The sequence below is a fragment of the Actinoallomurus soli genome, assembly GCF_024055715.1.
Taxonomy (GTDB): domain Bacteria; phylum Actinomycetota; class Actinomycetes; order Streptosporangiales; family Streptosporangiaceae; genus Actinoallomurus; species Actinoallomurus soli.
In genome coordinates this window covers 339,712-363,659 of the sequence record NZ_JAMXMV010000008.1, presented here as the reverse complement: position 1 = coordinate 363,659, position 23,948 = coordinate 339,712, and the positions used below count along the sequence as shown (strand labels likewise).

21 protein-coding genes are annotated in these 23,948 nt (G+C 72.0%); 12 read left to right on the top strand and 9 right to left on the bottom strand.

Annotated elements, in window-relative coordinates; translation table 11 throughout:
- The first annotated feature begins 6 nt into the window (after positions 1-6).
- The 4 genes from NDW01_RS22345 to NDW01_RS22330 all read left to right on the top strand — a co-directional run bounded on the left by NDW01_RS22345 (position 7) and on the right by NDW01_RS22330 (position 3,315).
- Complete coding sequence (locus NDW01_RS22345; RefSeq protein ID WP_252823210.1) at positions 7-882, top strand: TIGR03619 family F420-dependent LLM class oxidoreductase; 876 nt, start codon at positions 7-9, stop codon at positions 880-882.
- Positions 883-1,114: 232 nt separating this feature from the next.
- Positions 1,115-1,834, top strand: coding sequence for a hypothetical protein (locus tag NDW01_RS22340; protein ID WP_252823208.1), 720 nt, complete (start codon positions 1,115-1,117; stop codon positions 1,832-1,834).
- Between the two features lie 51 nt (positions 1,835-1,885).
- Positions 1,886-2,260: a BlaI/MecI/CopY family transcriptional regulator gene (locus tag NDW01_RS22335; RefSeq protein WP_252823206.1), complete on the top strand. Its 375-nt coding sequence runs from the start codon at positions 1,886-1,888 to the stop codon at positions 2,258-2,260.
- The gene (locus NDW01_RS22330) at positions 2,257-3,315 is read left to right on the top strand and encodes a M56 family metallopeptidase (protein ID WP_252823205.1); all 1,059 of its coding nucleotides are present in this window, start codon (positions 2,257-2,259) and stop codon (positions 3,313-3,315) included. The genes NDW01_RS22335 and NDW01_RS22330 overlap by 4 nt, the downstream gene beginning before the upstream one ends.
- Before the next feature lie 224 nt (positions 3,316-3,539).
- Here NDW01_RS22330 and NDW01_RS22325 read toward each other — a convergent pair whose 3' ends face one another.
- Positions 3,540-4,427 carry a PhzF family phenazine biosynthesis protein gene (locus NDW01_RS22325; protein WP_252823204.1) on the bottom strand — a complete coding sequence of 296 codons (888 nt, stop codon included), beginning with the start codon at positions 4,425-4,427 and terminating at the stop codon, positions 3,540-3,542.
- Positions 4,428-4,499: 72 nt separating this feature from the next.
- Here NDW01_RS22325 and NDW01_RS22320 point away from each other — a divergent pair, with 72 nt between their 5' ends.
- Entirely contained in the window at positions 4,500-5,429 is a 930-nt protein-coding gene (locus NDW01_RS22320) for a LysR family transcriptional regulator (RefSeq protein ID WP_252823202.1), read from the top strand.
- A 276-nt stretch (positions 5,430-5,705) separates the two neighbouring features.
- Here NDW01_RS22320 and NDW01_RS22315 read toward each other — a convergent pair whose 3' ends face one another.
- Positions 5,706-6,041: a hypothetical protein gene (locus NDW01_RS22315; RefSeq protein WP_252823201.1), complete on the bottom strand. Its 336-nt coding sequence runs from the start codon at positions 6,039-6,041 to the stop codon at positions 5,706-5,708.
- Between the two features lie 177 nt (positions 6,042-6,218).
- Between NDW01_RS22315 and NDW01_RS22310 the strand changes: the two genes are divergently transcribed.
- From NDW01_RS22310 to NDW01_RS43060, 4 genes are read left to right on the top strand one after another with little or no spacing between them, the layout of a single operon-like run.
- Complete coding sequence (locus tag NDW01_RS22310) at positions 6,219-6,725, top strand: helix-turn-helix domain-containing protein (protein ID WP_252823200.1); 507 nt, start codon at positions 6,219-6,221, stop codon at positions 6,723-6,725.
- Entirely contained in the window at positions 6,718-7,065 is a 348-nt protein-coding gene (locus NDW01_RS22305) for a Scr1 family TA system antitoxin-like transcriptional regulator (RefSeq protein ID WP_406567752.1), read from the top strand. The genes NDW01_RS22310 and NDW01_RS22305 overlap by 8 nt, the downstream gene beginning before the upstream one ends.
- Positions 7,050-7,160, top strand: a complete 111-nt coding sequence (locus NDW01_RS44400) for a DUF397 domain-containing protein (protein ID WP_406567751.1) — start codon at positions 7,050-7,052, stop codon at positions 7,158-7,160. The genes NDW01_RS22305 and NDW01_RS44400 overlap by 16 nt, the downstream gene beginning before the upstream one ends.
- A gap of 5 nt (positions 7,161-7,165) precedes the next feature.
- Positions 7,166-7,297 (top strand): DUF397 domain-containing protein, encoded by a 132-nt coding sequence (locus NDW01_RS43060; protein ID WP_308211757.1) that lies wholly within the window; start codon positions 7,166-7,168, stop codon positions 7,295-7,297.
- Between the two features lie 201 nt (positions 7,298-7,498).
- Here the strand turns inward: NDW01_RS43060 and NDW01_RS22300 are convergent, their stop codons facing one another.
- The 4 genes from NDW01_RS22300 to NDW01_RS22285 all read right to left on the bottom strand — a co-directional run bounded on the left by NDW01_RS22300 (position 7,499) and on the right by NDW01_RS22285 (position 10,427).
- Positions 7,499-8,188, bottom strand: a complete 690-nt coding sequence (locus NDW01_RS22300; RefSeq protein ID WP_252823198.1) for a response regulator — start codon at positions 8,186-8,188, stop codon at positions 7,499-7,501.
- Positions 8,185-9,375, bottom strand: coding sequence for a sensor histidine kinase (locus NDW01_RS22295; protein WP_252823197.1), 1,191 nt, complete (start codon positions 9,373-9,375; stop codon positions 8,185-8,187). The genes NDW01_RS22300 and NDW01_RS22295 overlap by 4 nt, the downstream gene beginning before the upstream one ends.
- A gap of 91 nt (positions 9,376-9,466) precedes the next feature.
- Positions 9,467-10,057, bottom strand: coding sequence for a hypothetical protein (locus NDW01_RS22290; RefSeq protein WP_252823196.1), 591 nt, complete (start codon positions 10,055-10,057; stop codon positions 9,467-9,469).
- A 127-nt stretch (positions 10,058-10,184) separates the two neighbouring features.
- Entirely contained in the window at positions 10,185-10,427 is a 243-nt protein-coding gene (locus NDW01_RS22285; RefSeq protein ID WP_252823195.1) for a hypothetical protein, read from the bottom strand.
- 84 nt (positions 10,428-10,511) lie between these two features.
- Between NDW01_RS22285 and NDW01_RS22280 the strand changes: the two genes are divergently transcribed.
- Together NDW01_RS22280 and NDW01_RS22275 are read left to right on the top strand one after the other, a co-directional pair.
- Positions 10,512-11,936, top strand: coding sequence for a dihydrolipoyl dehydrogenase family protein (locus NDW01_RS22280; protein ID WP_252823194.1), 1,425 nt, complete (start codon positions 10,512-10,514; stop codon positions 11,934-11,936).
- A gap of 178 nt (positions 11,937-12,114) precedes the next feature.
- A complete protein-coding gene (locus NDW01_RS22275; protein ID WP_252823193.1) occupies positions 12,115-13,722 on the top strand; it encodes an esterase-like activity of phytase family protein in 1,608 nt (535 codons plus the stop codon).
- Between the two features lie 6 nt (positions 13,723-13,728).
- Here NDW01_RS22275 and NDW01_RS22270 read toward each other — a convergent pair whose 3' ends face one another.
- Complete coding sequence (locus NDW01_RS22270; protein ID WP_252823192.1) at positions 13,729-15,021, bottom strand: M18 family aminopeptidase; 1,293 nt, start codon at positions 15,019-15,021, stop codon at positions 13,729-13,731.
- 169 nt (positions 15,022-15,190) lie between these two features.
- Here NDW01_RS22270 and NDW01_RS22265 point away from each other — a divergent pair, with 169 nt between their 5' ends.
- Positions 15,191-17,368, top strand: a complete 2,178-nt coding sequence (locus NDW01_RS22265; RefSeq protein WP_252823191.1) for an MMPL family transporter — start codon at positions 15,191-15,193, stop codon at positions 17,366-17,368.
- Positions 17,369-17,417: 49 nt separating this feature from the next.
- On the opposite strand, the gene NDW01_RS22260 is transcribed toward NDW01_RS22265, so the two are convergent.
- Together NDW01_RS22260 and NDW01_RS22255 are read right to left on the bottom strand one after the other, a co-directional pair.
- Positions 17,418-19,781: a transketolase-like TK C-terminal-containing protein gene (locus NDW01_RS22260; protein WP_252823190.1), complete on the bottom strand. Its 2,364-nt coding sequence runs from the start codon at positions 19,779-19,781 to the stop codon at positions 17,418-17,420.
- 164 nt (positions 19,782-19,945) lie between these two features.
- Positions 19,946-23,629: a discoidin domain-containing protein gene (locus NDW01_RS22255; protein WP_252823189.1), complete on the bottom strand. Its 3,684-nt coding sequence runs from the start codon at positions 23,627-23,629 to the stop codon at positions 19,946-19,948.
- Between the last annotated feature and the right edge of the window lie 319 nt (positions 23,630-23,948).

Genomic DNA, 23,948 nt, shown 5'->3' with positions numbered 1-23,948 from the left:
GCGGCCATGGAGTTCTGGCTCGGCGGGTTCTGCGACGCCGGGGAGTACGTCGGGCTGGCACAGGCGGCCGAGCGGCTGGGCTACGACACCCTGACCGTCTCGGACCACCTGTTCCACGCCGACTTCACGTCCCGCTACCCGTACTCCCGGACGGGTGAGCCGCCGTACGACGCGACCACGCACTGGCCGGACGTGTGGGTCACCATCGGCGCGATGGCCGCGGTGACCTCCCGGCTGAACTTCGCCACGAACGTCTACGTCGCGCCGGCGCGCGACCTGTTCACGGTGGCGAAGGCGGTGTCGACCGCGGCGGTGCTGTCGGCGAACCGCGTACGGTTCGGCGTCGGCGTCGGCTGGTGCGCGGACGAGTTCCGGCAGACCGGGCAGGACTTCCACACGCGCGGCCGGCGGCTCGACGAGATGCTGCCGGCCCTGCGGACGCTGTGGCGCGCCGGACCGGTCGAGCACCACGGCGACCGGTACGACTTCGGGCCGCTGAGCATCGCACCGGTCCCCTCCGAGCCGATCCCGGTGTACGTCGGCGGGGACAGCGACGCGGCGCTGCGCCGTACGGCACGGTTCGCCGACGGGTGGATCGGCAACCGGATCTACTCGGAGGACCGGCTGTCCGAGCTGCTCGAACGCCTGTCCGCGCACCTCGCCGAGTACGGCCGCAAGCTCGGCGACCTGCGGGTCATCGCGCCGATCGCGGCGATGCCGAGCCCGTCGCTGTACCGGAAGTGGCGGGACCGGGGCGTCGACGGGACCATGGCCGCCCCCTGGCGGCTCGCCACCGAGGAGGAGAAGCGGCGCTGCTCCGGCCTGGCCCTCAAGATCGCCACGATGGAGCGCTTCGCCGAGGACGTCATCGCCCGGATGTAACCCCCGCCGCAGGTCACCCGCCGCACGTCGCCCCGCCGCACGTCGCCCCGCCGCACGTCGCCCGCCGAGAACACCGCGCCGACGTGCCGGAGCCCGCGCGGACGTGCCGGGGCCCCGCGGACGTTCGCTCGCGCCCGGAACGGCACGACGTACGACCCGAGCCTCGATCACGGGATCGAAGCGCGCTACCCTTCACCTAAGCCGCTTAGGTTTTACGTCGAGGAGGCGCGGGATGGCTAAGACGGACGGACGCGACAGAGAGGCGGCGCGCCGACGGAGCGCGCGGGAGCGGCTCGCGGCCGAGCGGGCCGCCGAGGAGCGCAGGCGGCGGCGCCGGCGGATCACGACCTGGGTCGCGGGCGGGGGCGTCGCCGCCGTCCTGGTGGCCGCGGGCGTCTGGGCCTCGACGTCCCATGAGAAGAAGAGCCCCGGCGGTGCGGCCGCCCCCGCCGCGGCGGACGGCGCGGCGGCGGCCCGCCCGCCGTGGCCCCGCCCGGACGACACGGCCGACCGCGCCCGGAAGGAAGGCCTGGCCGTGGCCCCCATGGAGGGCACCGCCGTGCACTTCCACACGCACCTGGACATCCTGGTCGACGGCAAGGCCGTGCCGGTTCCGGCCGACCTGGGCATCGCGGCGTCCGGCGACGCCATGTCCGAGCTGCACACCCACGACACCACCGGAGTGCTGCACATCGAAGCGCCCACGACCGGCAAGCGGTACACGCTCGGCCAACTGTTCACCGAATGGGGTGTCCCGTTGAGCGCCACGGGCCTCGGCGCCCTCAAGGCCGGCGGCACCCGCACGCTGACCGCCTACGTCGACGGCAAGCGGCAGACCGGCGACCCCGCCGCGATCGAACTGGCACCCCACCGGGAGATCGCGCTGGTGTACGGACCGGCGCACGCGAGCATTCGGGTGCCGTCCCACTACGACTTCCCGGTCGGCGAGTGACGATCACATGTACTATCCGGCTTAGGTGAAAGCAGAGGCGGAAGGGGACCCATGCCGCGGTTCGGGGAGCTCGAGGCGGCGATCATGGAGGTGATGTGGTCGGCCGACAAGGCGATCACGGTCCGGGACGTCCGTGACCGGCTGAGCCGCGAGCCGACCCCCGCCTACAACACCGTGCTCACGGTGACGGAGATCCTCTACCGGAAGGGCTGGCTGGCCCGGGAGAAGCACGGCCGGGCCTTCCGCTACTGGCCGGCGGGCAGCCGAGACGACTACACCGCCCAGCTGGTGGCCGAGGCGCTCGACTCCGCGCAGGACCGTGCCGCCGCCCTCGTACGGTTCATGGAGAAGATGGAGCCGGGAGAGATGGCCGAGATCCGCCGCGCGCTCGACGCCGCCAAGGACGCCGACCGGCGGCCGCGATGACCGTCACACTGCTCCTCCTGGGACACGCCCTGCTGCTGGCGACCGTCGGCACGGCCGCGCTCCGCCGGGCCGGATGGCCGTCGCGCGCTCCCCGCCTCGCCGTCGCCGCCTGGCTGGGCATGTCGGCGTCCATCGTCGGCTCGGTGGTCCTGGCCGGGCTGACCGCCACCTCGGCGGCGGTCCGGGCCGGTGTCGCCCCGGGCCGGTGCTACGGGCCCGTTCACTGGCCGTGCGCCCCCGACGCCCTCTCCGAGATGGGCGTCCTGGCCGCGGCCGGCGCCGTCGCCGCGCTGGCCCTGACCACTCGTACCGCATGGTGCCTGCTCGCCGAGTTCCGCGCCGCCGCCCGTGAGCGAGGCCGACGGCTCGACGCCCTCACCCTGGTCGGTCACGCCGACGCCCGGCTCGGCGTGACCGTCGTCGACCACGCGACCGCGACCGTGTACTGCGTCCCCGGCCGCCGTTCCCGGATCGTCGTGACGAGCGGCGCGCTCGCGGCCCTCGACGACGCGCAACTGAGCGCCGTCCTCGCGCACGAGCGCGCCCACCTGCGCCAGCGCCACCACCTCGCCCTGACCACGAGCCGGGCCCTGGTCCGGGCGTTCGGCCCGCTCCCCGCCTTCACGGCCGCCACGGACCAGATCGCCTTCCTGGTCGAGTTGGCCGCCGACGACGCCGCGGCGAGGCGCACCGGCCGCCTCACCGTGGCCGAGAGCCTGCTGACGCTGTCCGAGGCCGTTCCGATCGGAACGCCGGCGCCCGTGCTGGCCGCCGGCGGTACGGCGACGGGCGCCCGCGCGCGCCGCCTCATCACCGGCACCCGGCCGCTCGGTCCCGCCCGTACCCTGCTGGGTCTGACCGTCGCGGCGGCGGTCCTGACCGCTCCACTCGCGGCCGCCGGCCCGGTCATCACCACGACGGTGGCCTGCTGCGGCCCGTCGCCCACCACCGGTCACGTCCTGTGCGCGCCGCAATGCCCGGTCCAGACGGCCCGACGAGCCCTGGATCCGGACCGCGCTCTCGCTCCAGGCACCCATCCGCATCAGGCGACCTGAGAACGCCGGCCACGCCCCAGGCACGGGCCGCCGTTCGCATCCGGCGACCCGGAGTCCCGGCCACGCCCCGGGCCCCGGGCCCGAACGGGGTCCCGCACCGGGCGGCCCGAGTCTCAGCCGCCGATCGGGACCGCCGTCCTGCTGACCCGGGAAACCCCTGCCGTCCCCGGGCGGCCGGACGGAACAACCAGACAGGGACGGCCGAACGGGGGCGGCCGATCCGCTCAGTCCGTGATCGGGGCTCCCGTACCGCTCACCCGGATGCCCGAGGTCGCTCCGGCGGGCACGTCGACGAGGAGGCGGCTCGGGCGGCCCATGTCCTCCCCCTGATCGATCCTGACGCGGGCGGGGGGCACGACGAGGTCCAGAGCGCGGAGGTACGCGCCGAAGGCCGCGGCCGCCGCGCCGGTCGCGGCGTCCTCGACGACCCCGCCCGGCGGGAACGGGTCGCGCGCGTGAAAGACGGTCTCGCTCTCCCGCCACACGAGCTGCACGGTCGTCCAGCCCCGGCGGGCCATCAGGTCGCCCAGCGCCTCGAAGTCGTAGTCGAGATCCGCGAGCCGGGCGCGTGAGCCGGCGGCGAGGACCAGGTGGTCGTTGCCCGCGCTGGCGATGCGCGGCGGGAGGGCCGGGTCGAGTTCGGCCGCGTCCCAGCGGAGTGCGGTCAGCGCCGCGGCGAGGTCGGCGTCGTCCACCGCGCGTACGGCAGGGGCGACGCTGGTCAGAGTGGCCAGGATCCGGCCGTCCTCGACGCGGGTCTCGACGGGCACCTCCCCGGCGGACGTACGGAACACGACGTCTCCCGGGCCCTCGCGCTCGGCCAGCGCGACGGCCGTGGCGATCGTCGCGTGCCCGCAGAAGGCCACCTCGGCCAGCGGGCTGAAGTACCGGATCCGGTACCGGCGCTCGCCAGCCCCCTCCTCGGTCAGGAACGCCGTCTCCGAGTAGCCCACCTCGGCGGCGATCTCCTGCATCCGTGCCTCGTCCATCCCCCGCGCGTCGAGCACGACCCCGGCCGGATTGCCGCCCGCTCCGTTCAGGTCGAAGGCGGTGTACCGGAGGACGGCCGCCGGGGCCGCCTGGCGCTGGGTCTGCGATGCGGTGTTCGTCATGCCCATGATTCTGCGGGCGGGGATACCATCGCGTCCAACGATGAATATCGATCAGAGGGATCGAGAACTCCGATGGACACACGCCTGCTCCGCAGCTTCCTCGCGGTCGTACGCGCCGGCGGGATCACGGCGGCCGCCGCCGAGCTCGGGTTCGTCCAGTCGACGGTCACCACGCACGTCCAGGCCCTCGAACGCCTGACCGGCACCCCGCTGCTCGACCGCCACCCCGGGGGCGTCTCCCCCACCCACGCGGGCGCGCTGCTCGCCGAACGCGCCCAGCAGATCCTCGACCTCGAAGACCGCATGCTCGCCGAGCTGACCGCCGACGCCGCCCGCCCGGCCGGTCCCGTACGGCTCTGCGCCCCCGAGTCGGTGTGCGCCTACCACCTGGCGCCGCTCCTGTCCGTGTTCCGGGAGCGGTTGCCGGAGGTCCGCCTCTCGCTGTTCCCCGCCGACACCCGGACCGCGCTGGCCGCGATCGCCGAACGCCGCGCCGACCTCGCCCTCCTCCTGGAGCCGTCCGTCGACACGCCACAGGCCGACCTGGTCGACCTGGGCCGGGTCGAGCTGTCCCTGGTCGCGCCCGCCTCGTGCGGCCTCCCCCGCGACCGCCCGATCACCCCGGCGGAGCTCGCGGCGGCGGGCGTTCTCCTGCTGGAGGAGGGCTGCGCGTACAGCGACGACCTCGCCGCCCTGATGGCCGCCGCCGGGACGCCGGTGGCCCAGCCCCGGTTCGGCGGCGTCGAGACGGTGAAGCGGTGCGTCGCGGCCGGTCTCGGCCTGGCCCTCCTGCCGACCGTCACCGTCGCCGAAGAACTCGCCGACGGCCGTCTCGTACGGCTCACGCCTCCCCGCCTCGCCGACCAGCGACTCTGGCTTCTACGCCCCCGCTCCCGCTGGCCCTCCCCCGCCATTAGGGCCGTCCAGAGTCTGCTGACCGACCTCGTACCGGACAACGCCGAGGGTTTCGGTGCCGGGGGCAACGACGATCCTCGGCGTTGACGGCGCGAGCGCGGGCGGGTCGGACGTGTCGATCGCCGATACGTTCGGTTGCGCCGAGGGTTTCGGGGCCACGGGCATCGACGATCCTCGGCGTTGATGGCGGGCCCGGGTCGTCCAGACCCTGCCGGCCGCGCGCGGGGAGCATCGCCCACCAGTGCCGCGTGTAGGGACCGAACCACAGCACGGTGTCCGGGAACCGCCGCCGCAGAATCACCGTCAGCTGCATCTCCGAGAGCGCGCCGGACGGCCATGAGCCGACGAGCGTGGGCGGCGCGGTCATGCCGTCGCCTCCGGACTTACCCCGTCCAGGCGCAGGACCGAGACGATCCGGTCGGCTGCCGCCTCGACGTCGGCCGCGGGGCCGAGAGGCTCGTACTCCGACGGCGCGTCCCGGGTGGGTCCGGACCAGACCCACCACCACAGCAGCCGCCCGTCCTCGTCCGGCCGGCACGCGACCGCCTGCCGCAGACCCGGACTCATCGCCCTGCCCACCGGATCCTCGCCGTCGACCGCCCGGTTGACCGCCCACACCATGCTCGCGCCGACGACCTCCGCGGCGAGCCCCCGCGCGGCCAGAGAACGCGCGAGGTCCCTGACGAGCGACCCGACCATTGCGCATTGCGGTGGTATTTCCATTTCGCGCGACCCTCGCTCTCCGAATTCGCTGAAATCCGGTTACAGACTCGCGCGGACCGATTACGCTCAGCCACCAACGACAACCAACCGCAAATCACCTCCGCTCTAGCGATTTCCACCGCCGGCCGGAGGTTGAGAATCGAGGAGGTCTCCATGGCCCGACCCCAGCGCGACCTCGCTCCAGACTCACTTATCGGTCATTTCGGCCTGGAAATCCGCACCTACCGCAATGACGCGGGACTGTCCCAAGGCCAGCTCGCCGACGCCCTCGGCTGCACCGGCCAGTGGGTCGGCGCGGTCGAACTCGCCGACAAGGCCCCCTCCGAAGCGTTCGCCCAGGACCTCGACACCTACTTCCAGACGAACGGCTCCTTCCACCGCCTCTGGAAAACGATCAAATGCGCCAACCAAAGGACGGCACCGCCTTCCTGGTTCAAACCCTGGATTTCGATCGAGCGAAAAGCGAAGGTTCTCAGGTCCTGGCAACCGCTAGTGATCCCCGGTCTCCTGCAGACGCCTGCTTACGCACGAACGATCCTCAAGGGCAGGCCCGGAATCACCGATGAGCAACTGGCTGGAGAAACAGGTCGCGGCACGGATCGAGCGACAACAACTCCTAGCGGTCGACAACCCACCGCTGCTTTGGGCGATCGTGGATGAGAGCGTCCTCTGGCGGCTGGTCGGCGGCGAGGAGATCATGCGGGATCAACTCGCCGCTCTCATCGAGGCGGCAGCGGTCAACCATGTCACCGTCCAGGTCGTGCCGAAGGAGAGGGCCGGAACGGCTGGCTTGTCCGGCCCTTTCGTGATCGCAACGATGGACGGAGAGCCCGACGCCATTTACCTGGATGATGCCGCCGAGGGGCGCGTCGCAAGCAATTCATCAGAGATCACGGAAATCCTCAACTGGTACGATGCGATTCGCGCGGATGCACTTCCCGCCCAAGCGAGCGTCGACCTCATATCGAAGGTGAGGCAGGACCGATGGATGCGGTTGTGACCGTGACCGAGTGGCGCAAGTCCCGCTACAGCTCTCCGAACGGCGGTGACTGCGTAGAAGTCGCCGCCCTGACCAGCCGCAAGGCTGCGGGGTAGCCGGTATGGCTGTAATGAAGTGGCGGAAGGCCAGCCGTAGCTCTTCCAACGGCGGCAACTGTGTCGAGGTCGCCACCGCCTGGCGCAAGGCGAGCCACAGCTCCTCCAACGGCGGTGACTGCGTCGAACCATCATGACGGCCGTGCGGCCTGAGGCTTCGCCGGCTTAGCGCCGAGGGTTCCGGTGCCGGGAGCGACGACGATCCTCGGCGCTGATGGCGGCTTCCCGCGCCGCCATGGCGGGCGACCGGGGCGGGGCAGGGTCCGGTGGGCGAGCGGCGGCGTGAAGCGTCAAAGGGGCCCATGAATTGATCTTGAAGCCCCAACGGGCCATGCCCGTCACCTGTTCCGCTGGGCCGGATCCTCCTCGGCGTGGATCCCATGCCGGTGCGCGTACACGATGGCCTGCGGGCGGTCGCGGCTGCCGGTCTTGGCGAAGATCTGATTGATGTGGGTCTTCACCGTCGAGCGGCTCAGGTAGAGCCTGGCGGCGATCTCGGCGTTGGACAGTCCCTGCGCGATCAGGCCGAGCACCTGGCCCTCCCGTTCGGTGAGGCCGTCGGGGAGGGTGGCGTCCTTCCCGGGGTGGCCTGGGTCGTTGCGGCGGCTCGCGTGGATCAGACGGGCGGCGGCGAGCGGGTCGAGCATGGCGTGGCCGGAGACGGCGGCCTCGATGGCGCGGTGGATGTCCGCGGCGGAGGCGTTCTTGGTCAGGTAACCGGTGGCGCCGGCCTCGAGTGCGGCGAGGATGGAGTCGTCGTCGGTGTAGGTGGTGAGTACCACGACGGCCGTGGCCGGACGCTCGGTCCTCAGCCGGCGTGTGGCCTCGACGCCGTCGGTGCCGGGCATGTGAAGGTCCATCAAGACCACGTCGGCCTCATGCTCGACGGCGAGGTCGACGGCCTGCGCGCCGTCCGCGGCCACCCCGGCGACGTGCACCCCGTCGACGGCGCCGAGAATGGTGACCAGTCCCTCGCGCACGACCCGATGGTCGTCGGCGATGATGACGGAGATCGGTGCAGGGCTCATCGGTTGCTCCCGTCGCCGCGGTTGCCTTGTCGGTAGGGGATGCGTGCGGCGACCTTCCAACCGCCATCGGGCGTGGGGCCCGCCTGGAGATCGCCGCCCGCCTGTTCGACGCGTTCCCTCATGCCCTGGAGCCCGAACCCGCCGCCGCTCGCGCGCAGCGCTGCGGGCGCGTCCGGGGCGGGTCTGGTGTTGCCGACCTGTACGGTCACGTCCTGCGGACCGAAGTCGACCCGGACGCTCACGCGCGAGCCGGGGGCGTGTTTGGCGGCGTTGGTCAGTGCTTCCTGGGTGAGGCGGTAAAGCGCGAGCATGATGTCGGCATCGAGTTCCCGCCGGCTGCCGACCAGCTCGAGCTCTGCCTGGTGGAGTTCGCAGAGCCGTTCGAGCTGCGCGGCCGGCGGTGCACTCTCGCCGCGCAACGCGCGGACCGCCTGGCGTGCCTCGTCCAGGCCTCTGCTGACCAGCTCGTGGCCGAGTTCGATCTGTGTGATGAGCTTCTCGCGCGGCGCGTCGTTGCGGGCGAGGGTGTCGATCGCGGTGAGCTGGATCGACAGGGCGCCGAGGGTGTGGGCGAGCACGTCATGCAGTTCGCGGCCGAGACGGTTGCGTTCACCGGTGAGCGCCGCCTGGGCCCGAGCGAGCTCGGCACGCCGGCGTTCCGTGGCGACCAGCGCGCTGCGCCGGGCCCGCTGCTCGGTCTCGCGTCGGCTCGCACCGGCCGCCAGTCCGGCGAGGGCCACCGCAGCGGTGGTCAGCAGGCGCCCGGGAAACGGCCCATGGGGGATCGCTGCGAGACAGTGGGCGACGGGACCGGCGGTGGCCAGCACGAGGGCGGCGACCGGATCGAATGCGACGGCGGATATGCTCGCCGCAACGCCGGTGAAGATCAGCCCGTTGGTATCGGTGACGGCGATCACCGCCCCGGCCGCGCACATCACCGCGGCGACCGCGGCCACGTGGCCACCGCGGGTGCCGGCGATCAGGGCGAGCCAGGCCAGCGCGGCGACGGCCAGGGCGACGGGCGCCACGATCCCCGGATCGGCGGGGAGCGTGACGACGTTGATCCAGATCGACACTCCCAGCCCTACCAGCATGACCGCGACGCGCGCCCGCGGGTCGGGGATCATACCGCTCAGCCCGATCCCGGGATGGTCCGCGTCCGGGGTGAATCTACTGGTGATGCTCATCGACCCTCATTATCCCGGGACGGCGTGCCTGAACAGCGTGCCCGAAGCGCGCGGACAGTACGGATGATGAGGGTGAGCAGCGGTATGAGGATCACCGTGCGACGCCCGTCGTATGCGCGGCGTCCACGACCGGGCCGGCCTGGGCCAGACGCGCACGGCGGCCGCGTACCCATAGCCCCAGGCTACGGAACAGGCTCATGCTCACGGACAGGAAGATGAAGCCGTTCGTCAGACCGGTGCTGCTCAGGTGGTGGGTGGTCATGAACACGCCGAGCCCTACCGGAAAGATGTGCTGGGCTCCGTAGGCGAAGCCGAACCGGGCGGCGGTCACGGCGATCCAGACCGCCGCGTAACCGGCCCCTGAGCGGCTGACCGCAGCGGGCCTGCCCGAGGTGGGCGAGGTGCGCGGCCAACGACGTCGCCAATCGAGGTGGTAGTCGACGGACACCAGCAGCGGGCAGACGGAGAAAAGCCCGAGCGCCGCCCCGGCCAGCGCGCTGACGCCCTGCAGCAGCAGGTCGTTGCCGCCGGTGGGCAGCGAGGTGAAGAAGAACGGCACGATGAGGGCGACGCCGATGACCGGCCGTCCCACCCGGAACCAGCCGATCTTGCGGCGGCCGAGATCGGACTCGAGCACCACGGCCAGGATCGCCAGCTGCATGATCACGATGTTCGCTGTCATGCACCCACCCTCGCCGCGACGCCCGGCCCTGCCATCGGCCTCCGGGCCGGTCACCGGGTGGGGATCCGAGGACCGGGGGTGGAGACCGCGGTCCACCCCCTCTGCCGGCGGCCGCTTTGCTCGGCCGCTACGGCTTCACCGCCGGCGTCCCGGCCGCCGGCGCCCCGCGTCCGTTCGGCGCCCGGAGGTGGGCGGCATCGCCGAGCAGGGTCACCCCCGGTACGCGGTCCCAGCGGTGCCCGGCCGGCAGCGTGAAGATGGGGCGCAGGGCCGGCGGGGTGTCGCTGTCGGTGATCAGGGCGGTGAGCTCGGGAGCCCGGCCGTCGAACTCCTTCGCGACCGTCCGGCGTTCCTTCCGCCAAGGATTCACGGGGGTGTGTTTCCGGTCCGTTGCCGTGAGTCGGGGCAGGTCCAACAGCGGGTCCCGCCACGCCGACCGCGATCGGAGAATCTCATGACAGACGGGGACGACTCCTTCGACGTGATCGTGGTCGGCGCCGGACCGGTCGGCGAGACGGTCGCCGCGCGTGTCGTACGGGGCGGGCTGACGGCCGTCGTCGTCGAGAAGCGCCTGGTGGGCGGCGAGTGCAACTACTACGCGTGCGTGCCGAGCAAGGCGCTCCTGTGGCCGATGGAACTGGCGGCCGAGGTGGATCGGATGCCGGGCCTGGCACTGAGCGGGCCGATCGACGCGGCCGCCGTGCTGGCCCGCCGTGACGAGGTGGTCTCCCACTTCGACGACAGCGGCTACGTGGGATGGCTCGAGGGATTGCCGGCGACGTTCGTGCGGGGGCACGGGCGCCTGGCCGGACCACGGCGGGTGGAGGTGACGACGCCGGACGGCGGCGTCCGGCGGCTGCGGGCCCGGCACGCCGTCGTGGTCGCGACCGGCAGCGATCCCCTCATCCCCGACGTGCCCGGGCTTCGCGAGGCGCGTCCGTGGACGAACCAGGAGGCGACCAGCGTCCAGCAGGTGCCCAAACGGCTCGTGGTCATCGGCGGCGGCCCCGTCGCCTGTGAGATGTCCCAGGCCCTGCACTCGCTCGGCGCCGTGGAGACCACCGTCGTCGTCCGTGAGGACCGTCTCCTCACCAGGACCGAGGCGTTCGCCGGGGAACTGGTGGCCGCGTCGTTCGCCGCGGCCGGGATCGACGTGCGCTTCGGCCGCACCCCCGTCCGCGTCGAACGCCTCGCTCCGGGTGGTCCGGTGACCGTCCACACCGACGACGGCGCCTCGATCGAGGCGGACGAGGTCCTGGTGGGCACCGGCCGGCGCCTGACCGTGGAGGACATCGGGCTGGAGACGGTGGGTCTCGATGCCGGCGGCCCGATCCGGGTCGACGCGAGCATGCGGGCGACGGGAGTGCCGGACGGCTGGCTGTACGCCGTCGGAGACGTCAACGGGCGCGACCTGCTCACCCACATGGGCAAGTACCAGGCCCGCGTCTGCGGCGACGTGATCGTCGCCCGCGCCGAAGGCCGGCCCGACGACCTGCCGGCGTTCCGCGGGACCGCCGACGACCGGGGCGCCCCTCAGGTCATCTTCACCGACCCGCAGGTCTGCGCGGTCGGGCTCACCGAGTCGCAGGCACGCGCCGCCGGCTTCCCGGTCCGTACCGTGGAGTCCGACATGGGGGCGGTGATCGGCGCCCGGCTTCAGTCCCCGGGCTACACCGGCCGGGCGAAACTGATCGTCGACGAGGAGCGGCGGGTGCTGCTCGGCGCCACCTTCGTCGGTCCGGCGACCGTTGACCTCCTCCACGGAGCGACCATCGCGGTGACCGGCGAGGTCACTCTCGACCGGCTCTGGCACGCCGTTCCGTCCTTCCCGACCACGAGCGAGATCTGGCTGAACCTCCTGCTGGACTACGGCATGTGACGCCTCCCGGCGCCCTGCTGACGCCCCTCCGCGTCCTCCTGACGCCGCCCGGCGCCTTCCGGGTGGGCACTCACCCTCGGTGGTTAACCGGCGCGTCGTCTCGGGGGCGTCCCACGGCCATGCGTGATCTGCAGAATCCGGTTGGCAGATCTGTATCACCTCCGTGGGAGACGTTCGCATGAACCGTCGAGCCGTCGCGGTCACCGCCGCCGGAACGCTCGCCCTGTCCCTTTCCGGCGCGGGGATCGCGACCGCCGGTACGGCCCCCGCCCTGAGGGCGCGGGACGACGCCTACCGGGTACGGGCCGGGCGGACGCTCACCGTCCACGGGCACGGCGTCTTGCAGAACGACCGGGGCCGGCCCGTCACGCTGGTCTCGCACACCTCCCCGGCGCACGGGTCGCTGAGCCTGAACCCCGACGGCTCCTTCCGCTACACGCCGGCCGCCGGGTTCACCGGGACGGACACGTTCCGCTACACCGTCAGCGACGCGGTCCGGCTCTACGCCACCCACCTGCCGCCGCTCGCCACGATCGGCGGTGTGAAGGTCACCGGCGGCGCGTACGGATCGGCGCTCGCGCCCGTGCCGGGTCACCGGGACGAGTTCTACGGCCTGACCGACCGGGGGCCGAACGTCGACGGCCCGAACGGCACGAAGATCCTGCCGCTGCCCGGCTTCACGCCGGCCATCGGGCGGTTCCGGCTGAAGGACGGCACGGCCGTCCTGGAGCGGACGATCCCGCTGCGGGCCGCCGACGGCACCCCCTACAACGGGCGGGTCAATCCGCAGGCGACGACCGGGGAGACCCTCACCGACCTGGACGGGAACACCCTGGCGCCGAGCGCGAACGGGTACGACTCCGAGGGCCTGGTCGCGATGCGGGACGGGTCCTTCTGGGTGTCGGACGAGTACGGGCCGTTCATCACGCACTTCGACCGGGACGGCCGCGCGATCGAGCGGCTGTCGCCGTTCGACGGGTCGCTGCCCCGCGAGCTCGCGAACCGGGTGCCGAACAAGGGCATGGAGGGCCTGACCCTGACGCCCGACGGCAGGACGCTCGTCGGGATCATGCAGTCGGCGCTGCAGCAGCCCGACCTGACGGCCAAGACGAAGAACGTGACGACGCTGCGCATCGTGACGTACGACCTGCGCACCCGTGCCACCCACGAGTACGTCTACCTGCTCGACGATCCCAAGACGAACAGTGGCGCGGTCAGCGAGATCACCGCACTGTCGGGCACGAGGTTCCTCGTCGACGAGCGGGACGGGAACCCCGAGCCGGGCGCGTACAAGAGGCTGTTCACGATCGACCTGTCCGGCGCGACGGACGTCGGGCCGCGGGCGTCGGTGCCCGGCGCCGGCTACGACGCGGCGAAGGGCGGGCTGCTCGTCGGCGCCGATCACCGGACGATCGACGCGTACGTCGGCGCGGACGACACCGCGACGGCGCAGGCGGCGCTGGCCTCGGCCGGCGTGACGCCGGTCCGCAAGAGCCTCGGCCTCGACCTGGGCGGCCTGCTCACCCGCCTGGACCCGGCGGGCGGCTTCTTCGGGCACGACAAGATCGAGGGCGTCGCCACGACCGACGGCGGGCGTACCCTCGTGATCAGCAACGACAGCGACTTCGGCATCGACGGGATCACGAACGACGCGCCGCCGTTCGCGCTGCACACCAAGACGCTGCCGGACGGCCGGCAGGACGACGGCGAGTACCTGGAGATCGACACGACGCGCCTGCCGGCGGCCGTCGCGACCGCCACGGTGACCGTCAAGGTCACCGGCTGAGCCCGGTCAGCCCTCCAGGAACGCCTTCAGCGCGCTCGCCAGCAGGTGCGGGTCGTCCACGCCGCACAGCTCGCGGGCCGAGTGCATCGACAGGATCGGAACGCCGATGTCGACGGTGCTGATCCCGTGCCGGGCGGCGGTGATGGGGCCGATGGTGGTCCCGCACGGCATCGCGTTGTTGGAGACGAACTCCTGACAGGGCACGCCCGCCCGGTCGCAGGCCGCGGCGAAGACGCCGCGGCCGATGCCGTCGGTGGCGTACCGCTGGTTGACGTTGACCTTGAGGATCGGCCCGCCGTTCGGCATCGGGCGGTGGGTCGGATCGTGCCGTTCGGGGTAGTTCGGGTGGACGGCGTGGCCCGTGTCGGCGGAGACGCAGATCGTCCCGGCGAACGCACGCGCCTTGTCGTCGTACGAGCCGCCGCGGGCGAAGACCGAGCGTTCGAGGACGGCGCCGAGCAGCGGGCCCGACGCGCCGGTGTCGGACTGGCTGCCGTTCTCCTCGTGATCGAAGGCGGCGAGGACCGGGATGCGGGACAGGCCGGGTGAGCCGGCGGCCGCGGCGAGCGCGGCCGTGCCCGCGTGCACCGACAGCTGGTTGTCCAGCCGGGCGGCGGCGAGCAGCTCCCGGTCCCGGCCGAGGTACGCGGGCGGCTGGACGTCGTGGGTCATCAGGTCCCAGCCGACGACGTCGTCGGCGTCCACCCCGGCCTCTTCGGCGACGAACCGGATCAGCGTCTCCTCGTGGGCGTCGCCGAGGCCCCAGATCGGCTGCACGTGCCGCTGCCGGTCGAGGACGACGCCGTTCTCGTTGACGCTCCGGTCCAGGTGGATGGCCAGCTGCGGCACCCGCAGGAGCGGGCGGTCGACGGCGATCAGCCGCGTGGTGGCGTCGCGCAGCACGATCCGGCCGGACAGGCCGAGGTCGCGGTCGAGCCAGCTGTTGAGGAGCGGCCCCCCATAGATCTCGACAGCGATCTGACGCCAACCATGGGCGGCGAAGTCGGGTCGCGGCTTGACCCGGAGGTTCGGCGAGTCGGTGTGCGCGCCGACGATCCGGAACGGCGTCTCCGGACCCGCCCCCTCCGGGACGTACCAGGCGACGATCGCGCCGCCGCGTACGACGTATCGTCCACCCGTTTCCCCAGTCCAGGGGTCGGTCTCCGCCACTTGGCGGAACCCGGCCTTCTCCAGGCGCTCGGCGGCACTGGCGACCGCGTGGTAGGGCGAGGGACTGGCGGCGATGAAGTCGGCGAGGTCGTCCGTGTGGCCGCGGTCGAACTGGGGCTGCGCGCTCATGAGTCAAGAATAGGGACAGCGAGTCGGGTCAAGGTGTAGCCAGCGACACCGTCCACGGGTGGTCACCCCCACGGGGAAGCCGGGTGCCCACCGGCTGGGGCTGAGATCCCCGGATTCCTACCGTCTTCAGCGAAGAGACGTACCCGTCAGACGGTGAAGGAGAACGCCGATGGAGGAGAACCTGGCCGCTCGGTTGGGCGGCTGGAGTGCCCGCCACAGGAAGACGGCGATAATCGGGTGGTTGGTGTTCGTCGTGGCGGCGGTGCTCATCGGCGGGATGGCCGGGCAGCGGCAGCTCACCGACGGCGAGCAGGGCGCCGGGGACTCCGGGCGCGCGGTCCGCATCCTCGAGGAGGCCGGCATCACGAGCCCGGCCACGGAGATGGTGCTGATCCACAGCGCGGCCCCGGACGGATTCCGCGCGGCGGTCCCGGACGTCACCCGCGCGATCCGGGACAGCGGGCGGGCGGCGACCGTCCGCGAGCCGCTGATCTCCCGTGATCACCGGGACGCGCTGGTGCAGTTCGACATGGCCGGGGATCCGAAGACGGCGGCGGACCGGGTGGAGCCCGTCCAGGCCGCGGTGGCGCGGGCGGGTACCGCGCACCCTGAGGTCCGGGTCGAGGAGTTCGGTGACGCGTCCGGGAACCGCTGGTTCAACAAGACGCTGGGCAAGGACTTCTCCCAGGCGGAGCTGACCGCCGTGCCGCTCGCGCTGGGCATCCTGCTCGTCGCCTTCGGCGCGCTGCTGGCCGCCGTGGTGCCGGTGGGCATCGCGCTGACGGCGTTCCTGGCGGCCAACGGACTGCTCGCCGTGATCAGCCACGCCATGCACATGGACGGTTCGGCGAGTTCGGTGATGCTGCTGATGGGCCTTGCCGTCGGCGTCGACTACTGCCTGTTCTACCTGCGGCGTGAGCGCGAGGAGCGGGCCGCCGGACGGGACCGGGAGACCGCGCTGCGCATCGCCGCCGCGACGTCCGGCCGCTCGGTCCTGGTGTCCGGGTTGACGGTCATGGTGGCGATGGCCGGGATGTTCATGTCCGGGATGGCGATCTTCGAGGGGTTCGCGGTCGCGACGATCCTCGTGGTGCTCATCGCGGTGATCGGCTCGGTGACGGTCCTGCCCGCGCTGCTGTCGCTGCTGGGCGACAGGGTGGAGTTCGGGCGCATCCCCTTCCTGCGCCGCAGGCGGTCGAGCGGGCGGTTCTGGAACGCCGTCCTGCGTCCGGTGCTGGCCAGGCCGGGCGTCTCCGCCGCGCTGGCCGCGGCGTTCCTGCTCGCGCTCGCCGCGCCCGCGCTCGGCATGCACACCGAGAAGCTCCGGATCGATCAGCAGGTGCCGAAGGACACCGCCCTGATCAAGACCTACGAGCGCATCAACGCGGCGTTCCCCGGCGGGAACGACCCGGCCCTCGTCGTGGTCAAGGCGTCCGACATCCAGGCACCCCGCGTGCGGCAGGCGATCGCGTCGCTGCGGAACGCCGCGCGGCGGAACGGGGAGTTCGGGCAGCCGATCCGCGAGCAGGTCCACGCCGCGGCGAACGTCGCCACGATCAGCGTGCCGCTGGCCGGCAACGGCTCGGACGCCACGTCGCGGCACGCGCTGGCGACCCTGCGGCAGCGCCTGGTGCCCGCGGCGCTCGGCGGGGTCGCGGAGGCGCGCGTCGGCGGCCCCCTGGCCTTCTCGACCGACTGGAACGCCCAGTTGCGCGACAGCATCGTGCCGGTCTTCCTGTTCGTGCTGGGCGTCACGTTCCTGCTGATGCTGATCTCGTTCCGCTCCGTGCCCATCGCCGCCACGGCCATCGCGCTCAACCTGCTGTCGGTCGGCGCGGCGTACGGGGTGATGGTCGCGATGTTCCAGCACGGATGGGGCGCGAGCCTCGTCGGCACCCAGGGCGTCGGCGCCATCGAGGCATGGCTGCCGCTGTTCGTCTTCGTCGTGCTGTTCGGGCTGTCGATGGACTACCACGTCTTCGTGGTGTCGCGGATCCGCGAGGCGTACGACCGCGGTGTCCCGACCACGGCGGCGGTGGCGCAGGGCATCCGGGCGACCGCCGGCGCCGTGACCAGCGCGGCGGTGATCATGGTGGCGGTCTTCGCCGTCTTCGGCACCCTGTCGATGCAGGATTTCAAGCAGATGGGCGTCGGGCTGTCCATCGCCGTGCTGCTGGACGCCACGATCGTACGGGCGGTGCTGCTGCCGGCGGTGATGACGCTGCTCGGCGAGCGGAACTGGTACCTCCCGCGCGCCCTGTCCTGGCTGCCCGGCGTGTCCCACGGCGAGCCGACGGCCGCCGCGCCCACCGTGCCGCAGCCGATCTACGTCCCGACGAACCACTGAGCACCACCCTGTCTGCCGGCCCGTCGACCGGGCCGGCGGACGTACGTGGTCAGCCGAGTGCGAGAGCGGCCAGGGCGGCGTTCACGATCGAGCCCGGGAGCAGGTCGTGCAGCTCGTACAGCTCGGCGATCGAACCGGACTGGCCGAACTGGTCGACGCCGAGCGGCACGCACGGCACGCCGAACGCCGAGCCGAGCCAGGCCAGGGCGTGCGAGGCCGCGTCGTGCACCGTGACGATCGGTGCGCGGACCGGGAACGCCGCCCGCAGCGCGCCCGCCTCGGACGGCGTGCTCGCCGTCCGTACGCCCTGCCGCAGGGTCCGCTGCCACGCGGAGTACAGCCGGTCCGGCGAGGTCACGTCGACGACGTGGGCGGCGATGCCCTCCTCCTCCAGCTCGCGGGCCGCCGCGAGGGCCTCGGGCAGGACCGCACCCGAGGCGGCCAGCTGCACGGCCGGTCCGTCGATCTGCGAGCGGTGCAGCACGTACGCCCCGGCGAGCACCTGGCGGCGCAGCACCGCGTCGCCGAGACGCTCCCGCGCCCCCTCGAACGGCGCCTGGTCCAGCGGCCGTGTGGTCAGGCGGAAGTAGTAGGCGCCATCCTCCGCCGGAACCGCGGTGGTCGTCTCGGCCGGGCCGGCGGCGATCCGGCCGAGCGCGTCGCACAGCAGCCAGTCCAGGGCGGTGGCGTACGCCGGCTCGACGTAGGTGACGTTGGGCAGCTCCAGCCCGATCGAGGCCGTGATCGTCGACTGGTGCGCCCCGCCCTCCGGCGCGAGCGTCACCCCGGACGGCGTACCGGCCACGACGAACCGCGCCCCGGAGTAGACGCCGTAGATGAAGGCGTCCAGCCCCCGGCAGACGAACGGGTCGTACACCGTGCCGACCGGCAGCAGCGGCTGCCCGTGCAGGTCGCCGGCGAGGCCGAGCTGGCCGAGGAGCAGGAAGAGGTTCATCTCCGAGATGCCCAGCTCGATGTGCTGGCCGGTGGGCCCCTCGGTCCACTTCAGCAGCGGGTCGACGCTCCACGCCCGCTGCTCGGCGGGCGCGAACACGCCCTTGCGGTTGATGAACCCGGCGAGGTTGGTCGACGTCGCCACGTCCGGCGCGGTCGTGACGAGGTACGGCGCGACCTCCTCCGCGCGGGACAGGTCGACGAGGATCTTCCCGAAGGCGTCCTGGGTCGAGACGGGCCGCGAGGTGCGCACCCCGGTCGCCGCCGGGACCTTGACGCCCAGCGAGCGCGGCGCGGGCGTACGGCGGAGGGCCTCGCGCCGCTGGTTGCACAGGATGCCCTCGGGCGTCGCCGGGTCGAACCGCTCCCAGTCGTCGGTCAGCCGCAGTGAGGTGCGCAGCGCGTCGATCTGCTCGCCGGTCAGCAGCGCGGAGTGGTTGCGCGGATTCCCGGCGATCGGCAGGCCGTGGCCCTTAACCGTGTACGCGAACACGACGCTGGGCCGGTCGGTGACCGCGTCGCACTGGGCGTACGCCTCCAGCATGGCGACCAGGTCGTGGCCGCCCAGGTCCTGCACGAGCCCGGCGAGCTCGTCGTCGGGCAGGCCGGCGACGGCCGCGGCGACCTCGGCCGGTGCCCCCTCCAGGAACGTCTCGCGCAGCTTCGTGCCGGTCAGCCCGAACAGCGCCTGGTAGTGCTCGTTCGGCATCGCGTCGATCCAGGAGCGCACGGCGGCGGGCGCCTCGCGCAGCCGCCGGCCGTACTTCACCTCGACGACGTGCCAGCCCGCCGCCTCGAACTGGCCGCGCCACTGTGCGATCCGCATGCCCGGCACGACGCGGTCGAGGGACTGCCGGTTGAAGTCGACGACCCACATGACGTTGCCGAGGCCCTGGGTCGCCGGGTCGGCGATGGCCTCCCAGACGTTGCCCTCGTCGAGCTCGGCGTCGCCCAGCAGCGCGACGAACCGCGCCGCCGGCCCGGACCCGTCACCCCAGTGCGCGTCGACGTAACGGCGGACCGCGGCGGCGAACAGCGGCGCCGCCGCGCCGAGGCCGACCGAGCCGGTGGAGAAGTCGACGTCGTCGGGGTCCTTCGTACGGCTCGGGTAGGACTGCAGGCCGCCGCGGGCGCGCAGGGTCGTCAGGTAGGACCGGTCGAGGTCGCCGAGGAGGTACTTGATCGCGTGGAACACCGGGGAGGCGTGCGGCTTCACGCTCACCCGGTCCTCGGCGTTCAGGTGCGCGAACCACAGCGCGGTCATCGCGGTGACCAGCGACGCGCTCGACGCCTGGTGCCCGCCGACCTTCACGCCATCGCCGGTGCTGCGCTCCCGGTTGGCCGCGTCGACGATGCGCACGGCCAGCCAGAGCACCCGGCGCTGGATCTCCTCCAGCACACTCAGGTCGACGCCGGCCAGGTCCACACCCGCGACCCCATTGTCACGAACGTCCTGCATGTCAGCCTCTCAGCGGAAGAGCGCACTGTATCCGTTCAGCGCGGGTTGCCCTCCGAGATGAGCGTAAAGGACGTTGGATCCTGCCTCGATACTGCTCGGCCCGGCACGCCGCCCGCCAGGACGCGGCGCGCCGGGACTCGAGTGATCCCTCGTTCGGCCGGGCCTCAGCGTCCTGGGCGATCCGAGACGCGGGAGGTGCCGTAGCCCTGCGCCGTGACCTCCAGGTGCCCGGGAGACAGCTCGCCTCGTGGACAGGAGATCGTCACGGTCCGCTGTTCTCCCGGCAGCAGCCACAGGTAATTGTCGGAGTATCGGGTGGGCAGCACCCGGGTTCCCGACCGGTGGTCGCGGAGCGAGAGCCGGACCATCGGGGCGACGACGTCGCCGGTGTTGCGCACGGTCACCGTGGTGGTCAGGCGGCCGTCACGTCCGGTGCGGACGTGGCCTCCGGTGAGGCGCAAGACGGCTCCGGACAGCTTGGTCAGCGCCTGGAGATTCTTGGGCTCGGCGCAGCGCCAGTAGGTGTTCTCCGACAGCTTCTTCCCGTCGGCGTCCGTGAGGCGCAGCCGGACCAGGTGCAGGGGGACGTCACCGCCCGGCTGGGCGACGGTGAAGGCGGGCGCCGTCGAGGAGGCGGCGATGTCGACGGTCTGCCGTTGAAGTGCCGCCAGCCGCCGACCGGACAGGTCCAGCACTTCGGCCTCGACGACCGCCGCGCGCAGTTCGCCGGCGGTGTGGTTGACCGCGATCACGTTCCAGTGCTGTGGGTCGGCCTGCACGTGGTGCGCCTCGCAGCCGGCGCGGGCGCCATAGTAGCTGCCGTTGACGTCGAGGTCGTAGTCATATGTCTGCCACACGGTGCTGTGCCAGGCCGGGTTGGACATCCACAGCAGCAGGCCGCTGGCGTCCTTCCACAGATTGGCGTTCCACGCCTCGAACATCGCGCGCATGGACTCGAAGTTGACCAGCTGCGCCTTGGCGCAGAACTCCTCCAGGCTGGACGACTCGCCCAGGCGTTCGTCGATCGCCGCCTTGTAGTTCTGCGGGTACTGGTTTCCGCGGGTGGACCAGTCGTGGTAGTTCCACACCGTGCCGATGGGCCAGCCCTCCTCGTCGCCCACCAGGTTGCGCATGCTCTCGACGACCGACACGGTCGGGATGCCGATCTCGGTGTGGAAGCCGAAGGTGCCGGCACCGTAAGTGTGGGGCGAGTAGTACTGCGCGGGATCGATCCAGGCGTACGGCCCGCCGCCGCTGACGACGCCGGCCGCCGAGTTGCTGACGTAACGCACGCCGGGATGCTCCTCGGCGACGGCCGTCTTGGCGCCCTCGTCGATCTCGCCCGAAGGAGTGCCCTCGTTGGCGCCGCACCACACCGCGATGCACGGGTGCGATCGGTACCGTCGCACGGTGTCGCGTACGTGGTCGAGGTAGAGCGCGTGGTCCGGCGGGTCGAGGAACCACGCGTTCCAGAAGTCGTTCCACACCAGCAGGCCGTTCTCGTCGCAACGGGCGTAGAACTCCTCGCGGTCGCTGCTGCCGAGCCAGTTGCGGATCATCGTGAAGTTCATGTCGCGGTGCATCTCGACCACGGCCTCCATGCGGCCGCCCCCCATGCGGCGCAGCAGTTCGTCCCATCCCCAGTTGCCGCCACGGCACATGATCTTCACGCCGTTGACGCTGATCTGCAGCTGGTGAGGCCGGTTGTCGACGGCCTGGACATCGGTCCACTTCTGACCGTCGTCGGAGACCTGGATGGTGAAGGTCAGGGCGTACGCGACCTCCCAGAGCAGGGTGATCCGGTTGAAGGTTCGTGTCTTGCCCAGGTCCACCTGGATCCACTGGTTGTCGGAGTAGGCGGACGACCAGCGGGTCTGGGGGTCGCCGTCCACCGCGGCCGAAGCGGGATTGCTGGAATTGTCGGTGGAAGAGGCGGAGGCGTCGCCGTGCAGAGCGAGGTCGGTCTGGGGCTGGGCGCTGTCGATGACGGACAGCGTCCACAGGGAGACGCCGTAGCCGGTGGCGCGACGGCCCGCTTGCACACGGACGTATCGGGCCTGCTGCGTCGGGATGTCGACGGTCTGCTCGACGCGGTTGGCGCCCGGTTCGAAGGTGATGGGGTTCTCGGAGGCGTACTGCAGGTGGCGCAACCCGGTCCGTACGGTGCGCCGGTCGCTCGTGACGGCGCCGACCGAGGCGGAGACCTCCAGGTCGTGCAGGGTGGGATCGCCGTAGCCGTTGGGCCACCACAGGGCCGGGTCGGACAGGCGCAGGGCGGAGAACTCGTCCGGGGTGAAGACCGCGTCGGCGATCTTCCCGCCGTCGACCGGGACGTCCTTGCGGACGCGGACGTCGCCGAGCCGGGCCCGGACCGTCACCGTACGCCGGTTCGCGGAGGCGTTACGGATCGGCACGGTGATGGTGACGTCGGCCCGGGAGCGTTCCGGCAGATCGGGCAGCACGGTGTCCACCCGTGGATCGCCGATGACGGCCGGGCCTGTCGAGCGCAGCCGCACATGGTTCCAGATGCCCATGACGCGGTCGCGTACCGCGGGCATCCAGTCCCAGCCGGACACCGCCAGGTAGGTGGGGCCGTTGCGCATCATCATGCCGGAGCCGGCGTCGGCGTAGGGGATGCCGTCGGGACCCTTGTCCCCGGGGCTGCCCGGGTAGGGCATGGGGTCGATGCGGACGGCCAGCACGTGCCGCCCGCCGTTCTGGAGCCGGGCGGTGACGTCGAAGGCGCCGCGCGCGGACGGGTGGGCGAGCTCGCCCACCTTGGTGCCGTCGAGCCAGATCTCGGCCTGGTGGTTGACGCCGTCCAGTTCCAGCCAGACGTGGTCATGGCCGCGGGCGCCGAAACCATGCGGGACGTCGAAGACGCGGCGGTACCACCAGGAGTTGCGGCTGAGCGCCTCCGGGACGTGGAGGTTGTCGAGGCCCCGCACGGGGTCGGGCAGGTGGCCCTCCTCCACCAGGGAGGCCAGTACCGTGCCCGGCACCTGTGCCCGCAACCAGCGCGAGGTGTCCACCTCAGGGGACGACAGCCGCGATCCGTCACCGGTGCCGGCGAATCCTTCGAGGGTGAGGTTCCAGCCCGACTCGATCGGCACGGTGCCGTCGTCCGCGACCTTGAGCGGGGGGACCGGCCGGGCGCCGCTCGTCCAGTCGGTCCATCCCGACGACCGCGGACGGTTGGCCGGCGCGGTGCCGAGGACCTGGAAGGAGTTCAGGCCCAGGGGGTTCGGGTTGGACAGCGCGGTGCCGACCATGCGGATCCACCGCGTCGTGACGGGCTGGTCGAGGGCCACCTCGACGGTGCCGCCGGCCTTGGTGGTGCCCTCTTTGACCGTCTTCCACGCTTTTCCGTCGGGCGAGACCTCGATGCGGAAGCGGGTGGCGTAGCTGGACAGGACTTCCCAGCCCGTCGTGTTCACGCGAGGGTTGACGTCGTCGGCGGGCTTGAACACGACGTCGCCCTCGGCCGCCTCGAAGACGAGGACGACCGAGGTGACCTGACACGCCGCCTGAAGATCGACGGCCACCCACTGCGGGGTCTCGGCGTCGGCCGCCCGCCACCCGCTGCCGCGGGGCCCGCTGCTCGCCATGCGGTCGACGACGAAGTGACCGGGAGTGGGGGCGTAAGCGGTCGAGGAGACCTGTACGGGGCGGTAGAGCGCCAGGTCGCCGGCGGGCGCCTGGCCCGCTGCGGCGGGCGACGCGACGGCCCGGTCCTCGAACGCCCCGAACAGGCTGACGCTCGCGAGCACAGTGGCCCCCGTGCGCAGGATGTCGCGGCGCGACAACCGCGCTCTCTCGCGGGTGTCCTCGGCATGGTCGTCGAGCATCGGCGCTCCTTGGCTCGTGGTGCGGAGACCTCGTGGCGCGGAGGCACGGCAACGTAGGTCGGATGGCATGACATCGTTGTCAAAGCTCCGCCTAGTTTTGGCCTCAGGCCGCACGTTCGTCAAGACTCCAACGCTGACCCGAGGTGCCGATGTCCGTCGATGGGGCTCGACGGAGGGTTGACAGGCGAATTCGGCACGTCTGACACTGTCCCCTTGTTGTCAACGTTGTCATTGCCCCTGCGTGCCTAGCGTCGACCGCCGGCCGCGCTCCCCGAGCCGTCAGATCTCTTCGCGAACTCCCGAGCTGTCGAAGCGTCTC

Bases quoted from the DNA above. Each gene is read 5' to 3' on its own strand.
- NDW01_RS22345 (WP_252823210.1), top strand. From the start codon at position 7: ATGGAGTTCTGGCTCGGCGGGTTCTGCGACGCCGGGGAGTACGTCGGG.
- NDW01_RS22340 (WP_252823208.1), top strand. From the start codon at position 1,115: ATGGCTAAGACGGACGGACGCGACAGAGAGGCGGCGCGCCGACGGAGC.
- NDW01_RS22335 (WP_252823206.1), top strand. From the start codon at position 1,886: ATGCCGCGGTTCGGGGAGCTCGAGGCGGCGATCATGGAGGTGATGTGG.
- NDW01_RS22330 (WP_252823205.1), top strand. From the start codon at position 2,257: ATGACCGTCACACTGCTCCTCCTGGGACACGCCCTGCTGCTGGCGACC.
- NDW01_RS22325 (WP_252823204.1), bottom strand. From the start codon at position 4,427: ATGACGAACACCGCATCGCAGACCCAGCGCCAGGCGGCCCCGGCGGCC.
- NDW01_RS22320 (WP_252823202.1), top strand. From the start codon at position 4,500: ATGGACACACGCCTGCTCCGCAGCTTCCTCGCGGTCGTACGCGCCGGC.
- NDW01_RS22315 (WP_252823201.1), bottom strand. From the start codon at position 6,041: ATGGTCGGGTCGCTCGTCAGGGACCTCGCGCGTTCTCTGGCCGCGCGG.
- NDW01_RS22310 (WP_252823200.1), top strand. From the start codon at position 6,219: ATGGCCCGACCCCAGCGCGACCTCGCTCCAGACTCACTTATCGGTCAT.
- NDW01_RS44400 (WP_406567751.1), top strand. From the start codon at position 7,050: ATGGATGCGGTTGTGACCGTGACCGAGTGGCGCAAGTCCCGCTACAGC.
- NDW01_RS43060 (WP_308211757.1), top strand. From the start codon at position 7,166: ATGGCTGTAATGAAGTGGCGGAAGGCCAGCCGTAGCTCTTCCAACGGC.
- NDW01_RS22300 (WP_252823198.1), bottom strand. From the start codon at position 8,188: ATGAGCCCTGCACCGATCTCCGTCATCATCGCCGACGACCATCGGGTC.
- NDW01_RS22295 (WP_252823197.1), bottom strand. From the start codon at position 9,375: ATGAGCATCACCAGTAGATTCACCCCGGACGCGGACCATCCCGGGATC.
- NDW01_RS22290 (WP_252823196.1), bottom strand. From the start codon at position 10,057: ATGACAGCGAACATCGTGATCATGCAGCTGGCGATCCTGGCCGTGGTG.
- NDW01_RS22280 (WP_252823194.1), top strand. From the start codon at position 10,512: ATGACAGACGGGGACGACTCCTTCGACGTGATCGTGGTCGGCGCCGGA.
- NDW01_RS22275 (WP_252823193.1), top strand. From the start codon at position 12,115: ATGAACCGTCGAGCCGTCGCGGTCACCGCCGCCGGAACGCTCGCCCTG.
- NDW01_RS22270 (WP_252823192.1), bottom strand. From the start codon at position 15,021: ATGAGCGCGCAGCCCCAGTTCGACCGCGGCCACACGGACGACCTCGCC.
- NDW01_RS22265 (WP_252823191.1), top strand. From the start codon at position 15,191: ATGGAGGAGAACCTGGCCGCTCGGTTGGGCGGCTGGAGTGCCCGCCAC.
- NDW01_RS22260 (WP_252823190.1), bottom strand. From the start codon at position 19,781: ATGCAGGACGTTCGTGACAATGGGGTCGCGGGTGTGGACCTGGCCGGC.
- NDW01_RS22255 (WP_252823189.1), bottom strand. From the start codon at position 23,629: ATGCTCGACGACCATGCCGAGGACACCCGCGAGAGAGCGCGGTTGTCG.